This window comes from Paenibacillus kyungheensis (genome assembly GCF_028606985.1).
Classification (GTDB): Bacteria; Bacillota; Bacilli; order Paenibacillales; family Paenibacillaceae; genus Saccharibacillus; species Saccharibacillus kyungheensis.
In genome coordinates, this window is sequence record NZ_CP117416.1 from 2873799 (window position 1) to 2894687 (window position 20889).

The 20889-nt window shown below is 37.7% G+C and carries 18 protein-coding genes and 1 pseudogene; 4 read left to right on the forward strand and 15 right to left on the reverse strand.

Annotated elements, in window-relative coordinates:
- Positions 1-353: 353 nt before the first annotated feature.
- Positions 354-2069 (forward strand): annotated as a pseudogene (locus PQ456_RS12195) (alpha-amylase family glycosyl hydrolase); the annotation flags it as partial.
- 163 nt (positions 2070-2232) lie between these two features.
- Here the strand turns inward: PQ456_RS12195 and PQ456_RS12200 are convergent.
- From PQ456_RS12200 to PQ456_RS12225, 6 genes are all read right to left on the reverse strand, one after another.
- The gene (locus PQ456_RS12200) at positions 2233-2862 is read right to left on the reverse strand and encodes a flavin reductase family protein (RefSeq protein ID WP_273612527.1); all 630 of its coding nucleotides are present in this window, start codon (positions 2860-2862) and stop codon (positions 2233-2235) included.
- Positions 2863-3200: 338 nt separating this feature from the next.
- Positions 3201-4940 carry a dihydroxyacetone kinase subunit DhaK gene (gene dhaK, locus PQ456_RS12205; protein WP_273612528.1) on the reverse strand — a complete coding sequence of 580 codons (1740 nt, stop codon included), beginning with the start codon at positions 4938-4940 and terminating at the stop codon, positions 3201-3203.
- A 138-nt stretch (positions 4941-5078) separates the two neighbouring features.
- Positions 5079-5858, reverse strand: a complete 780-nt coding sequence (locus PQ456_RS12210; protein WP_273612529.1) for a hypothetical protein — start codon at positions 5856-5858, stop codon at positions 5079-5081.
- A 93-nt stretch (positions 5859-5951) separates the two neighbouring features.
- The gene (locus PQ456_RS12215; protein ID WP_273612530.1) at positions 5952-6479 is read right to left on the reverse strand and encodes an SMI1/KNR4 family protein; all 528 of its coding nucleotides are present in this window, start codon (positions 6477-6479) and stop codon (positions 5952-5954) included.
- A gap of 29 nt (positions 6480-6508) precedes the next feature.
- Positions 6509-6997 (reverse strand): hypothetical protein, encoded by a 489-nt coding sequence (locus tag PQ456_RS12220; RefSeq protein WP_273612531.1) that lies wholly within the window; start codon positions 6995-6997, stop codon positions 6509-6511.
- 31 nt (positions 6998-7028) lie between these two features.
- Positions 7029-7601 (reverse strand): hypothetical protein, encoded by a 573-nt coding sequence (locus PQ456_RS12225; RefSeq protein ID WP_273612532.1) that lies wholly within the window; start codon positions 7599-7601, stop codon positions 7029-7031.
- Between the two features lie 206 nt (positions 7602-7807).
- On the opposite strand from PQ456_RS12225, the gene PQ456_RS12230 reads away from it, so the two are divergent.
- Positions 7808-8284, forward strand: coding sequence for a DUF5301 domain-containing protein (locus PQ456_RS12230; protein ID WP_273612533.1), 477 nt, complete (start codon positions 7808-7810; stop codon positions 8282-8284).
- A 76-nt stretch (positions 8285-8360) separates the two neighbouring features.
- Here PQ456_RS12230 and PQ456_RS12235 read toward each other — a convergent pair whose 3' ends face one another.
- The 6 genes from PQ456_RS12235 to PQ456_RS12260 all read right to left on the reverse strand — a co-directional run bounded on the left by PQ456_RS12235 (position 8361) and on the right by PQ456_RS12260 (position 14994).
- Entirely contained in the window at positions 8361-10355 is a 1995-nt protein-coding gene (locus PQ456_RS12235; protein ID WP_273612534.1) for a stalk domain-containing protein, read from the reverse strand.
- Between the two features lie 321 nt (positions 10356-10676).
- Positions 10677-11315, reverse strand: coding sequence for an NAD(P)-dependent oxidoreductase (locus PQ456_RS12240; RefSeq protein ID WP_273612535.1), 639 nt, complete (start codon positions 11313-11315; stop codon positions 10677-10679).
- Positions 11316-11370: 55 nt separating this feature from the next.
- Entirely contained in the window at positions 11371-12105 is a 735-nt protein-coding gene (locus tag PQ456_RS12245) for a DUF7832 domain-containing protein (protein ID WP_273612536.1), read from the reverse strand.
- A 218-nt stretch (positions 12106-12323) separates the two neighbouring features.
- A complete protein-coding gene (locus tag PQ456_RS12250) occupies positions 12324-13736 on the reverse strand; it encodes a radical SAM protein (protein ID WP_204823946.1) in 1413 nt (470 codons plus the stop codon).
- 163 nt (positions 13737-13899) lie between these two features.
- Positions 13900-14709, reverse strand: a complete 810-nt coding sequence (locus PQ456_RS12255) for a prolipoprotein diacylglyceryl transferase (RefSeq protein ID WP_273612537.1) — start codon at positions 14707-14709, stop codon at positions 13900-13902.
- Between the two features lie 12 nt (positions 14710-14721).
- The gene (locus PQ456_RS12260; RefSeq protein ID WP_273612538.1) at positions 14722-14994 is read right to left on the reverse strand and encodes a hypothetical protein; all 273 of its coding nucleotides are present in this window, start codon (positions 14992-14994) and stop codon (positions 14722-14724) included.
- A 221-nt stretch (positions 14995-15215) separates the two neighbouring features.
- Between PQ456_RS12260 and PQ456_RS12265 the strand changes: the two genes are divergently transcribed.
- Entirely contained in the window at positions 15216-16034 is an 819-nt protein-coding gene (locus PQ456_RS12265; protein ID WP_273612539.1) for an SDR family NAD(P)-dependent oxidoreductase, read from the forward strand.
- A gap of 163 nt (positions 16035-16197) precedes the next feature.
- Entirely contained in the window at positions 16198-17094 is an 897-nt protein-coding gene (locus PQ456_RS12270; RefSeq protein ID WP_273612540.1) for a hypothetical protein, read from the forward strand.
- Positions 17095-17191: 97 nt separating this feature from the next.
- Here the strand turns inward: PQ456_RS12270 and PQ456_RS12275 are convergent, their stop codons facing one another.
- From PQ456_RS12275 to PQ456_RS12285, 3 genes are all read right to left on the reverse strand, one after another.
- On the reverse strand, positions 17192-17419 hold the full coding sequence (locus tag PQ456_RS12275; RefSeq protein WP_273612541.1) for a DUF896 domain-containing protein: 228 nt from the start codon (positions 17417-17419) through the stop codon (positions 17192-17194).
- A gap of 590 nt (positions 17420-18009) precedes the next feature.
- Positions 18010-19221: an ABC transporter permease gene (locus PQ456_RS12280; protein WP_273612542.1), complete on the reverse strand. Its 1212-nt coding sequence runs from the start codon at positions 19219-19221 to the stop codon at positions 18010-18012.
- Position 19222: 1 nt separating this feature from the next.
- Entirely contained in the window at positions 19223-20671 is a 1449-nt protein-coding gene (locus tag PQ456_RS12285) for an HlyD family secretion protein (protein ID WP_273612543.1), read from the reverse strand.
- Between the last annotated feature and the right edge of the window lie 218 nt (positions 20672-20889).

Below are 20889 nucleotides of genomic sequence, written 5' to 3' on the forward strand. Positions count from 1 at the left end.
TTTTATTTATCTATAATATACTTAATACATTTTATAAGTCAAGTCATGATCGGTTTTGTGCTTTTTATCAGATGAATAAATGTGGATCACCAGCATTTTACTAGGTCATTTTATACTACTATTTTAAAATACATATTCTTCTATTATTTTATATAAATGCCTATTTCTTTTTTGTAAGCGCTATCTTATAATAAGTTGCGTAAACGTTTGCACAAAATATATGTACAGGAGGAATGGTTATATTGGCATCGGGTAAACCGCATTTTAAAAAGATTATTTTGATTTTATTCGGGGTATTACTTTTATTTCCTTTGCTGTTCAGTGGTTCGTATACCACTACTCATGCAGCAGACAATTCAGTGACTGTGTATTACAAAAAAGGGTTCACTACGCCTTATATTCATTATCGTCAAGCAGATGGCAATTGGACTACCGCTCCAGGTACTAAAATGGCTGATTCTGAAGTTAGTGGTTATACCAAAATTACTGTTAATATCGGTTCAGCTACACAATTAGAAGCTGTATTCAACAACGGTAACGGAACTTGGGACAATAACAATTCCAAAAATTACTTATTCAATCCGGGTACATCCACGTTTACACCTAATTCGAGCAATACAGTAGGTACGATTACGACAGGTGCACCAAGTGGAACAACCACACCTACCAATCCTACACCGACTCCAGATAATTTTGGCCCGGTGGATTGGAGTAAACGTAGTATTTACTTTATTATGACAGATCGATTCAGCGATGGAGACACGACTAACAATAATTATGGTGGCTTCGCTTCTAACAAAAGTAATCCTTCGCAATGGCATGGTGGAGATTTTCAGGGGATTATTAACAACCTCGACTATATCAAAAATCTTGGATTTACCGCAATCTGGATCACTCCTGTAACGATGCAAAAAAGTGTAAATGCGTATCATGGTTATCATACGTATGATTTCTATTCCGTCGATGGTCATTTAGGAACTATGGCTAAATTTCAGGAATTGGTGAAAACAGCACATAGCAAAAACATCGCAGTCATGCTAGATGTTGTTGTCAATCATACTGGAGATTTCCGTCCTACCAATGGAACAGCCAAAGCTCCTTTTGATAATCCAGATTGGTATCATAATGCTGGAGATATTACACAAAACGATTACAATACTAATAATCAGTCTCGTATTGAAAATGGCGATGTTGCTAGCCTAGATGATCTCAAACAAGAAAATACAGCAGTGGCTACAGAATTGAAAAACTGGGGTAAATGGATTATCGCTCAATCTGGTGTAGATGGTCTACGTGTCGATACAGCAAAACATGTACCGAAATGGTTTTTGAAAGATTTCGATACGGCAGTTAATACATTTACTATCGGTGAAGTATTTAACGGTGATCCTGCTTATGTCGCTGATTATTCTAATTATTCCGATGCAGTGCTTGATTTCCCTATGTACTATACGATCCAAAATGTGTTTGGACATGACGGTTCAATGAACCAGATCAAAGATCGTTATAGCCAAGACTATCGTTACAAAAATACTAATTTCAATGGAACTTTTTTAGACAATCATGATGTCAAACGTTTCTTAAATGATGCTTCTGGTAAGCCCGGCAATGCATCAGACAAATGGCCACAATTGAAAGCGGCACTTGGATTTATGCTGACTTCTCGTGGTATTCCAATTGTGTATCAAGGAACAGAACAAGGATTTAGTGGCGGAGATGATCCTGCCAATCGTGAGGATATGACATTTAACACTAATAATGAGCTGTACAAATATATTGCGAAATTGAACGCTATTCGTAATAGTCACCCTGCGCTACAAAATGGTACTCAAAAAGAAAAATGGGTCGATACCAATTTCTACGGATTCCAACGTTCTAATAGTGGTGACGAAGCCGTTGTATTAATCAACAACTCATGGGAAAGCCAAACACGTACTATTCCGAACTTGGATAACTTCTCTAATGGTACAGTGTTACGTAATCAAATGGGTACTGATTCTGTAACTGTTAATGGTGGTTCGATCACTATCACACTAGCTCCAAAAGAAGTGAAGATTTTAACAAAATAACATCATCATACAAGTAAAATGATTATTCTGTAAAATACCCCAAAGCAGTCTGATTTCTGCAAAAGCTATCAGATGACTTTGGGGCTATACATATGAGTCTATACGAGGATCTACTTTTAAAAGCTATGGATACGTGAAAGCTACAGGTATGCCTATAATGCTTTTAACCTTTTTGATTGTATTGAGCCATAAAAGGTTCTGCTAATCGAGAAGGTTGTAACTTGGCACTTAGTCCAAAAAATTCACAGTAATTCATAATCAACGGATGCCACTTTTCAGGATCAATATAATCTTGATCAGGATGAAGTAAAATACTTTCTTCTACATGCACGCGTATCATCCGTAGTTCTATTGCCGCGATTGTACCTGTTTCGCTAAAAGGAGAAATTTGCTCTACACTAGCTTCTAATTGAATCGGACACTCTTGCACCAATGGCGCTTGGACAAGATCTGCTGGAATAGCGGTTAGCCCTGCACATTCAAATTTATGAGGTTCATAGTGATAGCCCATAGTAGCTTTATATACAGGAACGTCTTCTTTTCCAGTCGTTAACGCTAATCGATCAACATGGTTGACTAACTGAGCAGAAGGAAGATTAAGTACGCAACTTTTCTCTCTAATTAGATTCTGTACCGTCTGTGATTGATAGCTCATTCCTAACATACAAGATTGATTAACCCACCATGCCGAAGACATCGGTGCTAGATTAGGAGAACCATCTGGATTTATCGTACTAATAAGAACTACAGGCGTTCCAAAATAAAATACTTTAGGGTGTACAATTTTGTGCATACGTCACTTCCTTTATAGAATTAGTGGATCACAGGAACGATACATAAGATCAGGTGATATGCTTATTATAAAAGAAGTACCTACGCAAAACTTTCGATGTATTGCGCTCTTATTCGAATCTTTTACTCCTTATGTAGTACATGATCTAGTAAGATATCATCAATACTGGACAACAAATCATAAAAATAACTCAAGAAACAATCTGTATATATCACAGACTATTTCTTGAGTATTTATGGGATGTAATCTATTTTTATCATAAATGCTTCATATGATATCTTTTGACATTACAGCTGAATCCACCACTCGTCCATACGACCAGCCAATTCACTGTACATTTACGAATGTAGACTTTGAGCTAGCTCTGTAAAAATAACACCAAGTGCATGTGCACCTGCATCAGGGTAGCCAATACTACGCTCACCTACTGCGCCTGCTCGTCCCATACGTGCCACAATATTTTTTGTGCTTTCTGCCCCTTGCACTGCGGCTTCTGCACCTTTTGTTAGAGCGGTATGCAAGTCATCTCCTGCTTGTGCACTGGCTGTCCATGAATCTGCACAAGGCACAAGCGCATCAATTAACGTTTTATCACCGACAACAGCTCCACGTCCAAATGAACGTTCACCTGTCGCCTGAATCCCTTTCACCGCAGCTTGCATCATGTCTGCAAATTCTGCTACAGTGATCTCTTTCTTATCTCCAACACTTTTGCCTGCCGCCCGGAAAGCTGAACCCCAGATTGGACCTGATGCTCCACCGCAAGCTTCCATAATGACCAGTGAGGAATGATCTAGAAAACGACCGATTGTCAGATCATCTTCTGCTAGAATTATACTCCATTCATGTTTGAGTTCACGGAATCCTTTAGCAATACTCATCCCGAAGTCACCATCACCTGCATGAGAATCCAGATCACAGAAAGGAACTTCATTTTCGATAATGATCTCACTCATTTTGTCTACAAGATAGATCATATTATTCAAGGTAAGTGTATTGCCTTGCAGTTGTGCATAACTTGGATCTGTCTGTACTTGATAAGATACCGGCTCATCTGGAACGTCTTCTACTGCCGCCGCTTCATAATGAACAGGTGCTACAGCACCGGATACTTTAAAAGCAGGGGTATCACTTTCTTGAGAAAGTAATGTTTTGAGTTCTTCGTCTAATTTCATAATCGTCACTGAAATACCATCCATATCAATACTGGTCATATAATTACCGACAAATTCACGATTGATCTGGATACGACGATTAGACAATTCACGTGTGACCGCATGGTTGAACAGATATAACTCTTGTAAAGGAGTTCCTCCAAATCCATTGATCAGTAAAGCGATCTCATCTGCATGTCCATCTTCTATTTTCATATCTCGCATCAGATCATCAACCATACGCTTAGCAAGTGTATCTGCTGATGCCATCTCTTCGCGCTTGATACCTGGCTCGCCATGAATCCCCACGCCGTACTCGATCTCATTGTCACCTAATTCAAATGTAGGGCTACCTTTGGCTGGAACGGTGCAAGAGGTTAATGCAAATCCGATACTGCGTACATTAGCAGCTGCTTTTTCTGCAACAGCTTTGACACCTGCTAGATCGCGTCCTTCTTCTGCCGCCGCACCTGCAATCTTATGCACCAGAACAGTACCCGCTACTCCGCGTCGTCCTACTGTATACAGGCTATCTTCGACAGCAATATCATCTTCCACCCGTACATAATCGACTTTGATCCCATCTTCTTCACATAAATAAGCGGCATTTTTAAAATTCATCATATCGCCGCTATAGTTTTTGATAATCATTAACGTACCTTTTTCACCGGCAGTTGCTTTGATTGCTTGATATACTTGAATCTGAGAAGGAGAAGCGAAAATATCTCCGCATACAGCTGCATCTAGCATGCCTTTCCCTATGTATCCTGCATGAGCCGGTTCATGTCCGCTACCTCCACCACTGATCAAAGATACTTTTTGCGGATTGAGCTGTTTCTTTTTAATGACTTTATATTTTGAAATGAGCTCAAGTTCAGGGTGCGCCAGCACCATATCTTCTGCTTTATTCATTACTTTTTTCATATATTTGTCCTCCTTGTCTTTCTATTGTTCAGTGTAGCTTCTTATGTATCATTACCCTAAACCTTACATTTCAAAAAAAGCTATACAGATCACTGACTCTGCATAGCTTTTTATATACATCACAAACATAGTATTCGATTATTTAAATAATCGCTGAAATAATGATTTTTTGGCAAGTTCAGGAGTACCGATCAAAGTACCGCTTAACCAGAAAGAACCCTTTACAATATTCCCTACCTCGATAGGTTGTAATAGTAACTGTTCATCTGTCACCATATCTATTGTTCCACCTAATGTTTCGATCAATGACCAGTTGAAAAATTCACCTGTTATTGTATTTTGCATCCGTTTTGTTTCTAATACATTGCCTGTAAACATAGCTGTAGCTTGCGCCACTTCACTATCTCCAAAAAGCCCTGTCGGAATAAAAGATTGAGCGGCAAACTTCACTTCTCCATCTTGTTTTGCAAAATAATCTTCTTCATTCTGATAAACGTTCAACTCATGGGTAAAAGCCGCCAGTTGGATATGTAGAAGTTGGGGTAACACGATATCAGGATACAGATTACTATTCGGTAGATCAAATACAAAAGGATATAAACCCGATTGTTCTATCGTTCCTTCTGGCTCTGCCCACGCATGTAAAGCTCCATCCAAAATACTGTCTGGACGATTTACCGATGCATTTAATAAAGTATACATATTGGATTTGCCGCTAAAATGAGGGTTCATTCCTATACATTCATTTTTCTTATTTACCTGTACCCATAATTCACTACCACTTATATCTTTCAATGCAAAATAATAACCATCTTTTACTTGGATTCGATTGTTCTCTGTACAAGCCAGTTGAATCGCTTCATCAAATTCTTGCTCATTTGAAACGTTAAATCCGATCGATGTCATATGATTAACCATTGTGTTGTCTCCCTACTTTCTCAAAAAATTCTATCTTTATACTGACACATATAAAGATAGGGCAACAGGGCGAAAGTATTACGAACTGTTAGCTTAATTGGTTTCTTCCTCTTGCAGGGCGATCTCTACGAATTTAAAAAAATCACTAGCTTCGACAGAACGATATTCCCAATCATGCCAGAAATATAACACTTGCCCTATCGTACCTTCTTCTGTCGGATCTGTATCTATACACAAATAATCGCCTCCACCATTACTAGCAATCGGAATCCATTTGGAATTCCATGCTAACGGTTGGACACCTGGCTGTGCATCTACTTCCCAATCTTCAGGATCAAATTCTTCTTGCAAGAAAGTCCAATTTTCAATGATTTCGTGTATAGGAGATAAAGTAAGATTTCGCACAAAACATGTCGTTTCTATCTGTTGTTGTTGACCATTATGTATACAATAAAAAGCTTTAATTTGTTCAGGAATCACTACACCAAGAGCATCTTCCAACCCGGCGATGTCTTGATCTGTAGCCCCAGACTGTAAATGAAGTTTAGTTTCAAATTGATGATCATCGACTGATCCTTTCGCAATAATCTGCTCCCATAATTTTCGCGCTTGAGTCTCCATACTATTCTCCTTGTCTATTAGTTGATAGATTATCTTTGCCATTCTTCTGGTACATATAACCATAAAGCAGGTTCAAGACATGGTTTATAATTTGCAGTTTGTCTAAAGTCATACATAATGTAATCTTTGATTTGTGTGTTGATATTTTTACTATATTCAGACTGATTTTTGAAAGAGAGCTTATCCAGCTCTGTCGTTGGAATTTCATGAAGAGGTAACATGGTTTCGCTAAACCACCCATTTCGATATTTGCTCCTCGGTCCTCCCATATGATGAGAACAATTCTTTTGCTGGAGTGCATCCGCTGAATTAGAATAACACCACCATGTCACAGCATACACAACAATATTATGTGTAGTTAGTTCTTCTATAAAGTCGCTCACATCGGGCAATGCTGTGATGCAGTCTATATATCCTGTACCAACAGGTTCAACTTTATACTTTTCTAATAAGTCATTCAATACGGGTTGTATCGTTGCTTGATTGTATTGCAATTGGTGCAGGTATTCTAATGACATTTCAGTTCTCCGATCTCTAATAAAGGATGAGTTAGTTAGAGGTAAAGTGATATTGTATATATTTTTGAGCTAATTCTTGATCTGTTATAGTATCTAACCAATCTGAACGTAACCAAAGAGGAATCTGAATAATACGTTGCAAAGCATGTACAGCTTGTTCGCAGTCTGTGATGGATAGAAGTTGATTTAGGGCATCAATATATTCACGACCAACAAGTTCTGCAAGAATACTAATATCGGCTTCTTTATCTTCTAATCCATAATCTTCTCTTACTCCATCAGAACACCATATCTGAGCAGTACTTTCAGATCCATTAACAAATATATTCATTTCAAATACATCGTCATCAAAGTATCCGATCGCAAGTACAGGAAATGGTAGACTGCTCGATAATTCTTCTGCGAAAGAACTAACTTCTCCCCATGCAAAAAAATCATTCAGTACTGAAATCCATCCTTTTTTATATTCTCCGACAACATATATATTTTTTGAAGAATGCCCCATTATTTCTTGATCACGATAAGGATTCACTTCCTGTAAAGCTTTTAAAACTTCTTCCAATTGATCTGTCTGAATATGTATATTAGCAAAATGTGTCCCCATGTTCTACCTCCAAATTTAAGATGATGTAGCTAAATAAATACGATCTAACTCATTATAATAACTTTACTTATCAAATTGAAGTGTAGGTATCTCTTCAAACCATTGTACTGTATCACCGATATTATGATTGCATTCGTTTACAAAATAATACATTTTATAGTAGACTAAAAAGCTGATGTTGCTATTATGTAAGAAAGGAGAAACAGATGAAGAAATGGGAAAAGTATTTGTTCTTGTCGATTGTAACAGCTCTGATCGTTATCCCTTTAATTGTATATATAGCTAATCGTAATCATACGTTTACAGAATTAGTAACCGAACGAATGACAGCTAGCGAACCTGTTGTATCCCTCTCTCTTACAAAATCATCAAGTGAGAAGCAGATAAAAATCAAAGATCCTGCTCAGATTCATCAGATTATGGATAACTTATCTACAACGGAATTAGTCAAAGTCCAGTCACCCCATCTACAAGGGAGCTATTCTTATTATATTCATCTTAAAGTCGGAGATAACTGGCATAGTCGGGCACGGTACGGTCTTATTTTGTATAGTAACAATTATATCAGTATTTATGATTTTGAACGCAACGATAAATATAACGGATTAACCTATCAAATAAAGTCTCCTTATTCTATACAACAGATTGATCATTTGTATGCAGCTCTATCCCATAATACATAAGAAAAAAACAAGCCAACACGAGATTAAATCTAATGTGTTGGCTTGTTTTTATATCGAACCTATATACTTCTCTTATTTAAATACTAAATATTTCATATACAACGCCATCACCAATACCTAGCATATTCAGATAATTTTCACCGATATAAGACCAGATTTCGATCGTGTGTCCATTATCTTTAGTGACTGTCTTTTTATCAGGATTTCCCCAGGATAATAATACTTGTCTGCTAGTCATTCCCTCCACAACTTCAGCATTAATAATGCGATTCCATGTTGCTTGTGACCAGTTGTATTTACTACGAATATCGTAATTAAAAAATTGTTCTGTATCTGATAATAGGCTTGTAATCTCTGCACCAGTTAATCGGTCAGATAAATACTCTTTACCTTTACGGTCGCCAAATTGGATCACAAATCGCGTTCTATTATAAACATCTTTTTCTGCGTTAATATCTTTGATCGTTACTTTGCTAAATCGCTCACCAGCTTTATGATAATAATTTACCCAGTACGACTTACCAAGTAGTCTTGTTAAATTGCCAATCTCTTCTTGTTTGATTAACTTTAAAGTTTTATCTGATTGAATCGTAATCGTTGAACCATTTACTTGTATCAGGGCTTGTTGATATTTCGTATCCCAATTCACTTTAGCGTCTCTGGAAATGCTTGATAATAAGGTGGCTGGAAATACAGTCTGATTTCCAGAAGTTTGAACTTTACCTTTCATCTTCACTGCTTGATTGTTAACTTGAGCAACTGCACTATTTTTATTTAATACTATGCTAGTAGTTCCCCAGTTAACTTTGAATTGATTGCCATCAACTAGAATCGTACTACCCATCGCTTTGAATACAGTCTGTAAAGGTAGATAGACTGAACCATCGATCATTACTGCACCTGTTAAAGCTTCTTCTGTTGTTCCATTTAACGGAGATTGAGCTGTTAATGTATCTGTTGTTAAAGTAATCGTAGCATTCCCAATCGCTTTTACTTTGATCGTACCATCGCTTAATATTTCCGCAATAGGAGACGGAGCTACACTCAATTCATTGGCACTAGCCGGACGAGTATTTATAGATCCGTTAGAATACACTTCTTGAATCTGTGCATTTATTTTATCTCCTATTGAAGCGTTGGTTTTGGATAAAATCAATTTCAACTCGCTAATAGATGGTGCTTGAAGTGGAGTTACTGTTTTGTTAGCATCTTCTACCCAATCGCCATTTTTGGTTTGAGCATAAATTCCGTTAGGTGAATAGACCACTTTCGCAATATTGGCGAGTTCGCTGATCTGTTGAGGGGCAAAGCCATTAGAACGACTATACGACCATACTGATCCATCTTTTTTCACTACCAGTAATGAACGTTTAGATCCTTGCCATTCTATAGATGTTGCATCATTTGCAATGACTTGAGGCGCATCACCAGATAACAGATCAAGCAAAGTCACGCTACCATCACTACGTAGAACAGCTATTGCTATTTCATCTTGTTTTATCGATACAGCATCAGGATAAGATCCAATTTTACGACCTAGACCATTTTGATAATTGTTATAATATAAAATATCTCCAGATTGCTTGAGTATGGCATACGAATCATTAAATGCATCAAGTAACTTCACGCTGTTCGGTAAAGTATCTGGTTTGCCTGATCCGATCATATCCACTTTGCCATCTTTATGTAATACAATTCCATTGCCTGAGATTTGAGCAACATTGTTCATTCCTGCAATCACTTCGATTTGTTGAGTGATACCATCCCATCCCATGGCTTGTCCACTTGTCGTCCAACCATAATATTGATGATTCGATCCTACGCTAATCCCTTCAAATTGATATTCAGAATGCCAGGGTCCTTTCATAGACATCGCCCACATTGAACCATCAGATAATAAGTAATGATCTTTATCAATAACGCTTACAATCTGAAGATTCGAATGATTTGTTTCTGCTGCTGATACCTTTAATATAGGAGGAAACAATGGTGCATTACTCCCCAAAGATATTCCTACTACTAGCGTTGATGATATTACCCATTTAGCCAATGAAATCTTTTTCTCAAGCATGTTATAACCCCTTTTTCTATGTATTTGATGTGTTGTATAAAGCCTATATCTAATGTAAGCCCTCCTTTATATCGGCATATCAGTGAATAATTTGTAATTTTGCTTGAAATACATACGCTATATTTTATTTGACAAAGGGGTTGAGATGTTTAGAATTTTCTTTTTTATGATTTTGATGTTGTTATTTTGAATTTTTCATATGTTGAAATTTTAATTTTAGTGATAGTATGGTTATAGAAATATGAAATATTTGTTGCCGCTTCCCCCTCTATTTTGGGCACAAAAAAAGGACCAAAATATGATCCTTTTCGTTGTTGCTTATTATTCGGTTACAAAAACACCTTGTTGATGGTATACAGAAGTATGCAGTTGATCAATCATAAAATCAGCTAGATTAGCACGAGATAGCTTTTTCTTACTGGAAGTGCCTTTATTGATATGTGGCTCATGGATATAAGTTCCTGTTTTCGCTCCTGATGTTAGAATCGGAGGTTGAACTGATATCCAGTCCAGCCCACTGTTGGCTAGAAAAGCTTCTTTTTCTCGGTGGTCTGCGATTAAGTTCTTCATCGCTAGTGGGACAATATATTTGTATAATGCTCCTAATTGAGACGATTCTTTGCGAACACCTATAAAGGAAACATGAATAAATTTGCTGATCTGATTGGCTTGAGCTGCTTTGATAATGTTTTTGGTCGCTTCAGTAAGTACAGGATCTCTTTGAAAAGGAGTCTTCGCTCCTAAAGCTGAGAAAACAGCGTCATATGGATGTGCTTTCATGACCCGATCAATATCATCATAATGGGATAAGTCCCCTTTTTCGATGATCAGCTTAGGATCACTAATAGTTAGTTTTTCCGGATGACGTACCAATGCAGTGACTTGATGCCCATGCTCTAACGACTGCTTCACCAGTTCAAGACCTGTTTTGCCTGTGGCTCCAAAAATGATAATATTCATTGATCTCACTCCTTTAGAATGGTATTTATTTTTAGGTTTTTCTTTTGTGAATTTTTCATATATTGAAATTTTTAAATTTACTGTATCGTTGGTTGATAACAGGTTCTAATTTCTTATAATTCTCTAAAGAATCCTGCACATGGTATTCACTAGGTAACGAACCAGCCAAACAATCGATATAATCTCCTAAATATAGATTATCATCTTTATTTAGATATTGACGTGCAAATGCATTTCCTTCTTCTGATAGATCATTTGAACTAAGTGAACCATCAAGATGTTCCTCAAAAAAATGCGCACCGCTCATTTCACCCTGCTTTACTAGATTTATACTTGCTTGATATTGATCTACAATTTTCTGAGTCAGTAGATTATTTATTATAAGCCAAGTGACAAACATTCCAGTATGTATATAAGCTTGGAAAGGCAATAATGTTTTGGGATAGTCCCCATCATAGTGCCATTTCGCTTTGTCATATACATAAGCTTTTTCTCTTCTACTTAAATTAGCATATTTTATATCTGTATCTTGTAAAATTTTCATATCTTGTTTTGTAAATCCTTCTTTTATTAGCTGTTCAATCAATTCGTCTACACAAACTTGTGCTTCTTTAAAATCCTTATACTGTTCAATGTTTTCTCTCTTTGTTCTTATTCGTTCAAGCATACGTCCTTTTACAATATAGAGAATACTTTGATAAGACAATCTTTCTAATCTCAAATGCATATATTGTATCGATTTCTCACCACTTTTAGTCAGAAAATTTTCGAGTTCTGTTTTATATTCCATGAGCTCATTCACTCCATAATACCTTTTTGTATAGCATACTCTTTTTTATTTATTTTTGATATCTACACCCTTCTCTTCTACTTCGCTATCACTATTTCCAAATAAAAAACCTAGACTCACTACCAGTGCCATACACACTCATAGTAACTCTAGGTTTTCCCATCAATAGTATAACGGACCTTTTTGAGCAATGATCATAGTTCTAATTACAAATCATATTAATCCCAAGCTGTAGCAATCTCTTGTTTTCGTTCTTCTAACAGCTTTTCTTTATCATCACGATAAAATAGATTGTACGTATCAAAAGGGATAATGCGCCCATCTGGATGGACAATATGCACACATGATTTTTTGACAGACCGAACATCAAAGTTATAAGCATCTAAAAACTGCATAATAATAACGCGAAATACATTATCATAGTTAATTTCTTTCGGCACTGCTGCAAGAGGTAGACAGCATAACAGACTTTTGAGCGATAGTGCCGAAGAAATCGGTGAGTGACCCGTCGATAACAGCTCAAATAATTTACCACGAATCACCGGATCTTGTTCAAATACAATCGTATTGCTATCCCCTTCTAACAAGATTGAAGGCTCAATCATACGTGTTAATGGTAACACTTCACGTCCTAATTTGAGTGCATAGCCCATTGCTAGACAATCAGGATGACAAGGAACCGGTAAAATATCATCTTCTTGAAATACTTCTGATTGATCGATAATCATTTGTCTGACTTCACTTACGGTTAAGCGATCTGTCGCTGGATCATATCCTTCTAAGCGCCCTGCTGCTTGAATCGGTTGAATAGTGACACCACGAACAGCTTTTTGTTTGAGTCCATATTGAATAATTTTACCGATTTCTGTATCGTTTAATCCTTTTTTTAGCGTCACTACCAGAGTGGTCGATAAATTATATTTATTTAGATGACGAATCGCATCTTCTCGTATACGCCTAAGATCAGCACCACGTAGTTCTTTCAATACATCAGCTTCAAAGCTATCAAATTGCAAGTAGATTTCAAAGCCTGGCATATACGAAGCTAATCGCTTGGTGAACTCACGATCTTGCGCAATCCGAATCCCATTTGTATTGAGCATAATATGTTGAATTGGACGGCTTTTGCACATATCTAAAATTTCAAAAAATTGTGGATGCGTTGTCGGCTCTCCTCCACTAATCTGTACGATATCCGGTTCGCCTTCATTTTCTACAATCCGATCTAACATAAATGCAATCTGTTCTAGCGAACGATAAGAAGTACGATGAGGTGAAGATTCAGCAAAGCAAATAGGGCATTGCAGATTACAATGATCGGTAATCTCTAGTAAAGTAAGACAGCTATGTTGCTCATGATCCGGGCATAACCCGCAATCATAAGGACAACCGTACTTAATCGGTGTGTTCCAGACTAAAGGCATTTCTGAAGGCTTAATAAATTCTCGTGTGCGATGATAATACTCTACATCTGTAGAAATAAGTACTTTTTCAGGCCCATGTACAAGGCAACGCTTGAGCATATATATTCGTCCATCTTCTTCAATAATTTTGGCTTCGACTTTGCGGTAACAAGTCGTACAGATACTATTCGTCAATTCATGATATAGATACGGTCGATTTTTAGGCATAATATATCGCTCCTTTTATGGTAGAGATCCTAAAATATATTGACGTAACAGGTATATAGCATTGTCTGATAGGTTGGTTGTAATCATAATATGTAGAGCTTAGTAGAATATAAGTGTAAGGATAATGATTAATTTGCTTTCAATATATTGATCAAATATTCGACTATATTGCTTTTACCTGATGAGAATTATTTCTACGTTTGCCCCAGATCAGCCAGCTATAATAAATTAATCCAGCCACACAAGCTAACTGAATATTATTATGTCCCCAATAAGGATGCAAAGTAGGCTTGATATATTCAATTACAAATCGAAATAACAGATAACTTGCCATAAACCACTGGAACATTCGACCGGATACATAGGAAGTGTACGATGTGGATGTCTGACCTTCAGACGATAATACAGATAACAGACGACTTTGACGATATAACGGAATCAAGCAGACTGCCAGTACAATTAGAAAAGCAATCTCATATAATTGAGTCGGATGACGCATAACTCCATCACCAAAATTTACACCTGTTATCCATGTTGTTGCTATCCCATACGTATGATCATCCAATCCGGTCAAAAAGCATCCTATTCGCCCTAGCGCCAGACCAAGTATTAGCGGATAGACAAAATCGTCTCCTGTAGAGCTTTTCCAACCGATCCAGCGCTTGGTCAATTCTACACCGATCAGCCCTCCTAACAATCCTCCGACAATCGTTTTTCCACCCCACAACAAGTGAAACTGACGTAATTGTTCCCAGGTTGCTACTGGATTTTCGAACCAGAATAATAACTTAGCACCTAACGCCGCTCCGAGAATCGTACCTGCTAATATTTGCAGACTCATCAGCTTGGACATTTCACTAGGTCGACGTGTCCACAAATAGAGACGAAATCCTAAAAAGTAACCTAACGATTCAAACAACACATGGGGATGAATACGCCATGACCCTAAATAAAAATAGACAGGAAACTCCATTCAAGCACTCCTTTAGTAAGAATAGATCATCGCTCCACAGATCGCTGCTAACAGTAAAGCTAATGCTCCCACAATCGCCAGTAAAGCTACAACAATTTGCCAAAATGTATTTTTAGGTTGAGGTTGTTGAGGTTCTACAGTGCTTGCGGTAGCAGGGTTATTGCAATACGCACGACAGGTCTGCATCTCAGGGTTATAACATTCATCACATAATGGCTTTCCACACCTTGTACATTGATGAACCGCTGCACGATCTGGATGATTCATACAATGAAATTCTTCCATTTGAGCACCTCCCTTGTAATTTATTTCTATTGTAAGCGTTGATACTTAATTGAGCCATCAAAAACCTTATAGACTCGCTAGATTTCTAATTTTTATTGATTTGGTGTAGTATTAGTATGTATTTAGCTTCTATATAAATGATTCATTCCTAACAAAATGATTGCCGATACGGTTGATAGGGTAAAATGGTAATGAGACTATTTCAAGGAGGAACCATCGTTATGTCTATTTCACTTAAAAAATTAAAAGATCAAGTTATCGTTATTACAGGTGCTTCAAGTAAAGTTGGTATTGCTACAGCTAAAATGGCAGCAGCTAAAGGCGCAAAAGTTCTACTTACTTCTAAAAATGAAGATGCGCTCCTCCAGTTAGCTACAGAACTTCGTGCTAAAGGATATCCAGCAACATGGGTTCCCGCAGATATTGGAAGAGAAGAAGATGTTCACAAGATTGCCGATGCCGCTATTCGTACATTTGGACGTTTTGATACTTGGGTGAACAGCTCTGATGTCTCTTTACTTGGCGATTCTACAGAAGCGACTCAAGACGATATCAAGCGTATGTTCAATATGAATTATCGCGGAATTATTTATAGTTCGAAGATTGCTATCAATCATTTCAAAGAACGTGGCGTTCCTGGCGCATTGATCAATATGAGTGCTGTCTGGAGTGATCGTGGTACAGTGATCCCTGTTCCTTCTTCCGCTTCTAATTTTTCTGTAAAAGAATGGACAGATAATCTAAGAGCAGAGGTTGCTAAAGATAAAGTTCCTGTATCTATTACGCTTCTTCATCCGGGCAAAGCAGTAACTCCATATAACGAAACGATGAAAAAACATAAAGTTATGGTCTATCCAGCAGGTTCTGTTGCTGAAAATATTATCTATGCCGCTCAAAATCCTAAAGAAGATATTCCTGTGTATGTAAAAGAAAGCAAACACCCTATTTTATCTTCTCTTGCTGTTGCAGGTCTTGGTGTTATTGTCTATGCTTCGATCAAACAAAAAGACCAACCATACCAATCCAAAGATCAAGTGTAATCGATACTTACTGTTTTCTATAAAGTGTAATACCAGTACTTATGTTATTCAAAAAAGACGATCTTCTGTGTATAGAAGATCGTCTTTTTATATTGAAGTGACTCTATAAAATAGCTATAGTAAATGTAATATACAGCTCATTTGAAGTAGAAAGGATTATACAATGACTACGAATAACAACAAATTGTACAAACAAAAATTAAAAATATTGAAAAAGTTATATCATTACCAAAACAGTGATTATGATGCTACACGTCAGGTCATTATTTATCGTGAAGAAGCAGTAACACCAGATGAACGTGAACGATTGCAACAAGATCACTGGAAAATTAACGAGATTATATCGATCGATCATAATACGCTTATTGAATCTATTAGAGTCTGGGGACAAGATGAACAGTTATCGCTAGAACGTGCTAGCGCTGAATTTATAGCGGCTGTAGGTGGCAGTTACCCTCGTGGAATGACAACTTTACATAGTACACTTTTTGCAAAAACCGTACCTGAGCATGATTATCAACCAGCACGTCGCCTGATAGCATGTGGAGTGTGTGGATTTTCAACTTCCAATGCAACACCGCATGATGGACATTGGAGTAATATTGCTTCTATACGGAACTCGTTGTATCAAGGTAGACTGTACCATTCCGTAATCGGTGTTTATACCGATCTACAAGAAAGGCTCACCTTACCTGCTGTCTCGCCTACAGAAGAAGATATCAATGTTTTTCGCAATCTACTACATCATTTGGATCAAGCCCATGAAGATGAGACTCCGGGTTCATATGAGAAGCGTCTTACTGCTGCCAAATTAATCAAAGGAAATGCAGGCACAAGGCGAGATATTTTACAAACGTTAGCAATCGCAGGGATTCTACCTAATTCACAGATATCACTTGACCCGTTAACATGGACTTCATTTGAAGATATGGTAGATCCAGAGGTGAATCTCAACAATACCAAAGGTCGTTCCGATATGGAGATGCCCTGGGCAGCTTGGGAAGGCAAATTAAGAGTCAATTGGGATCAAGCACGTCTATTATTCGGAGCGTATTTATAAAAAGAATAAATACAGAAAAAAACCTGCCACTCTCTAAAGTAGGCAGGTTCTTTTGTTAACCAGTAGAATATTTATTATAAATAAAGCCAATCATATCTTATTGATGTTTACCTTGTTCTTTTTCCATGCGAATTTTATCGGGTGTAACATCATTTCCTAATTCATCCACAACAGTCAAACCTGAGAAAGTACTCAGTACCTGTCCACGGATTTCGCTTAAATATTCTTTACGCAAGACTTGCTGTTCCGCTTTCTCTTCAGCAGTCAGACCTTCTTCACGCTGTTTTTTAGCCAATTCATTAATACGATTCAAACTTACTATCATTTGTACTCTCTCCTTTCACTTCCTTGTTCCTATTATACACAAACACATGTGATTAGCGAAATTGTATATCTATTGGAAGTATCTGATTCTCTTGATATTAACAATAACCTTTTATCTTAATATTAAGATAAATATAATATACTATATATTTGTTGCTAATACAAGTTTTTGCTTAGAAATTCTTAAGGATCACATAAGAACACATACAAAAGCTGATCAAGATACCGCTTATACATACAATCGTGTTGAAGTATTTCTGATTTTTATGATCTTTGTAAACGTTAAACTGTTTTTGATTACTGTAGAACGCTAAATAATTGATTCCTAGCCATAACAAACCCCAACATAATAGGCATATATACCATATAAAATCCAATAAGATTGGCAAAAGCCTGTATAGCTATCACTCTCCATATTACCAACCTGGGATACTTTCTGGTTGCACTCTGTTCTAACATATTATTATTCTCCTTTGTATTTCCCAAACAAAAAAAACACGCGCTACCCTGTTAAGGATGGCGCGTGCTTCGCGTTTGGTCATATTGAATTTTTCTTATTCTACCATGTCTATATTTATGGGGCAAATACTATCAGTATTTTGATTCTACAGTTGTCTGCTCTACTTGGATAACTTCCCCTGCTTGTTGTTCAGACTTTTTGAACGCTAATGGATAAGCAATAAGGGCAATCAATAAGCTAATCAATCCTATCAAGCTAAGTGCCAATATATCTTGCACAATAGCGGACATGCCCTGACCTTTTAAAGTAATGGCTCGTACTGCATCCAGATAATAAGTTAACGGTAACGCTTTGGCAACCATTTGCAAAAACGTAGGCATCGCTTCTAACGGCCATGTATAACCAGATAACATAAAGGAAGGTACAGCGATCAGCATCAATGTCTGGGTAGCATCAACTTTGGTACGTGAGAACAGACTGAACAAAAATCCTAATCCACATAAGGCTAGATTAAAAGCAATCGAAATGAGAAGAAAAGGCAACAACTGTCCTTTGAATGGAATATGAAATGCAAATGCCGCTATGCTGAATACTGTGATCACATTGACCATTCCTGCTAGAAAATAAGGTGTAAGCTTAGCAATCGCAAGTCTCCACGGGGTATGTCGCCAGTGGTAAAACCGACTCCATGTGCCAAGCTCTTTATCTCTTGTACATGATAAAGCAATACCTAACAATAAACATTGCTGAAGCGCTGTAGAGATAACACCGATTGGCATAAATAATTTGTAATTATACACCGGATTGTATAATACACGTGAACGAAAAGGAATCGTGCTAAAAACAGAATTGGCTTGATTGCTATTCATTCCTTTTTGCTCCAATGCTTTCATTGATGCCCCTGCACTCACACTACTAATGACCTGATTCGCAATTCGACTAGCGCTGTTGGAGTACATTAGATTACTACCATCAATCACTGTCAGTATCGGAACATTTTCACCATGCTTGAGTGACGCTGAAAAGTCATTAGGTATAATCAAGCCTACTTTAAATTGTCCCTCTTCGACTTGCTGGACAATATCATCTTGATTCCAGCTTTGCTTGGTAACCGCAAAGGTATCGGTAGCATCGAACGCTTGAATAATTTGCCGGCTTAATTGCGAATTGTCGCCATCATAGACAACGATCGGAATCTCTGTAATCCGTTCATGTGAATATAAAAATCCAAATAATACAGAATATAAAATCGGTGTAATTAATAAAATAATAATCAGCTTTTTGTCTTTAAGCATCAATCCCAATTCTTCGCGGAATACTTTTCCTATCGTAAACCGTTCCATATTACTGAACTCCTTTACCATGGAAAATAACCGTCGAACCTGTAGGTACTGTAGCAGGCAGATTGAGCAATTCTACTTTGACTCCGAATGAACGGATATCTGTATCACCAGAAGTTTGACTTGGTTTTTGAATCGCAAAGTCAGCCGCGGCATCAATGACACTTACTTTTCCTTTAACGACTGTATTTCCAGAAAGTAAAGTCACTTGAACAGGATCACCTACTCGAAGTCCATTCAGATCGGTTTCGGTTACGTAAAATTTCGCCCAGCGCTGGCTAGTAGTCTCCAGTGCATAGACCGGGAAGCCTGCACTTGCCATTTCACCAACATTTAATGACTTGGATTGTATTACTCCATCGACAGAAGCACGCAATACGGTATAGCTAAAATACGTTTGAGCTTCTTGCAAAGCGGCTTTCGCCTGACTCACTTGTGAACGGGCTGCTTTGACTTTGGATTTGGCTTGGGTGAGTGTAGCTGTTGCTTGCTCGATAGCGCCTTGGGCTTGAGCAACAGCACCTTGAGCTTGGGCTACAGCGCCTTGAGCTTGATCAATGCCTGCTGTTGCCGCTTTGACTCCTTCTTGTTGCAAAGCTACTTGCCCTTGTCCGGCTTTCGCTTCTTTTATACTTGCTAATGCTTGTTCATATTGCGCTTGCGCCGCCGCAATCTCTTGTGGACGACTTCCTTTTTGTACTAATTGGAGCTGTTGGACTGCCGCGTCATATTTCGCCTGTGCTTGTTTTTGTTCAATAGTGGCTTGATCGAGTGCGGCTTCGGTAGCTAACCCGTTGGTATGTAATTGCTGCACACGTTTGAGACTTTTATTCACAGTTGCTAGTGCTTCTTTGGTTATTTGCATATTCACTTTCGCTTGTTGAATCTCTTCAGGTCTGGCTCCACTTTTGAGCGCTTCCCATTTGGCTTTAGCGGCTTTGGCAGCAGCTTCAGCTTCTTGCAGTTTGCTAGAAGCGGTATTCGCTGTCACATCCACTGTCATTTCGCCCTGACTTTTTTTCACCTGTGCAGCATTCACTGCGGCTTGGGCTTCGGTCACACTTGCACTCGCTTGTACTTTGCCTGCTTGCGCCTGAGTTACTCCAGCTTGAGCTTGTTCAACACCAGCTTGGGCTTGAGCTACATTAGCATTCGCTGTCTCAACCGCAGCTTGAGCTTGCGCTACTTTATTCTGCAATTCTTTACTTTCAAGACGAGCAATAATCTGCCCTTTTTTCACTTGCTGTCCTTCTTGTACTAACAATTGATCCACTCTACCAGCTACTTTGAAGCTAGCATTAATGACATCTGATTCGACATAAGCAGTTGGTGTAGAAGTCGATGCTTCTGCATTTAATAAATGACCTTGTTTTCCCCATGTAAACACCGCATAAAAGCAAAGCAAGATTGCGATCACAATCACACTGTATATGGCGTATTTTTTAAATTTCATGTAAGACTCCTCCTATAGAATGTAGTCGTAAAATAAGGTTAACTCGTAAATAAACCAACCTGTGTACGCATAGGTTGGTTAGGATTATTCGCTTGTATGGGGATCTAGATTCCAACGAATAACGAAAAGAATAGCTATGTAGTCTCAATATAACATATACTTGTAGTACACTATATCTACCATAAGTAGACTTGTATAATCTTTTAGTTCACTTAAAA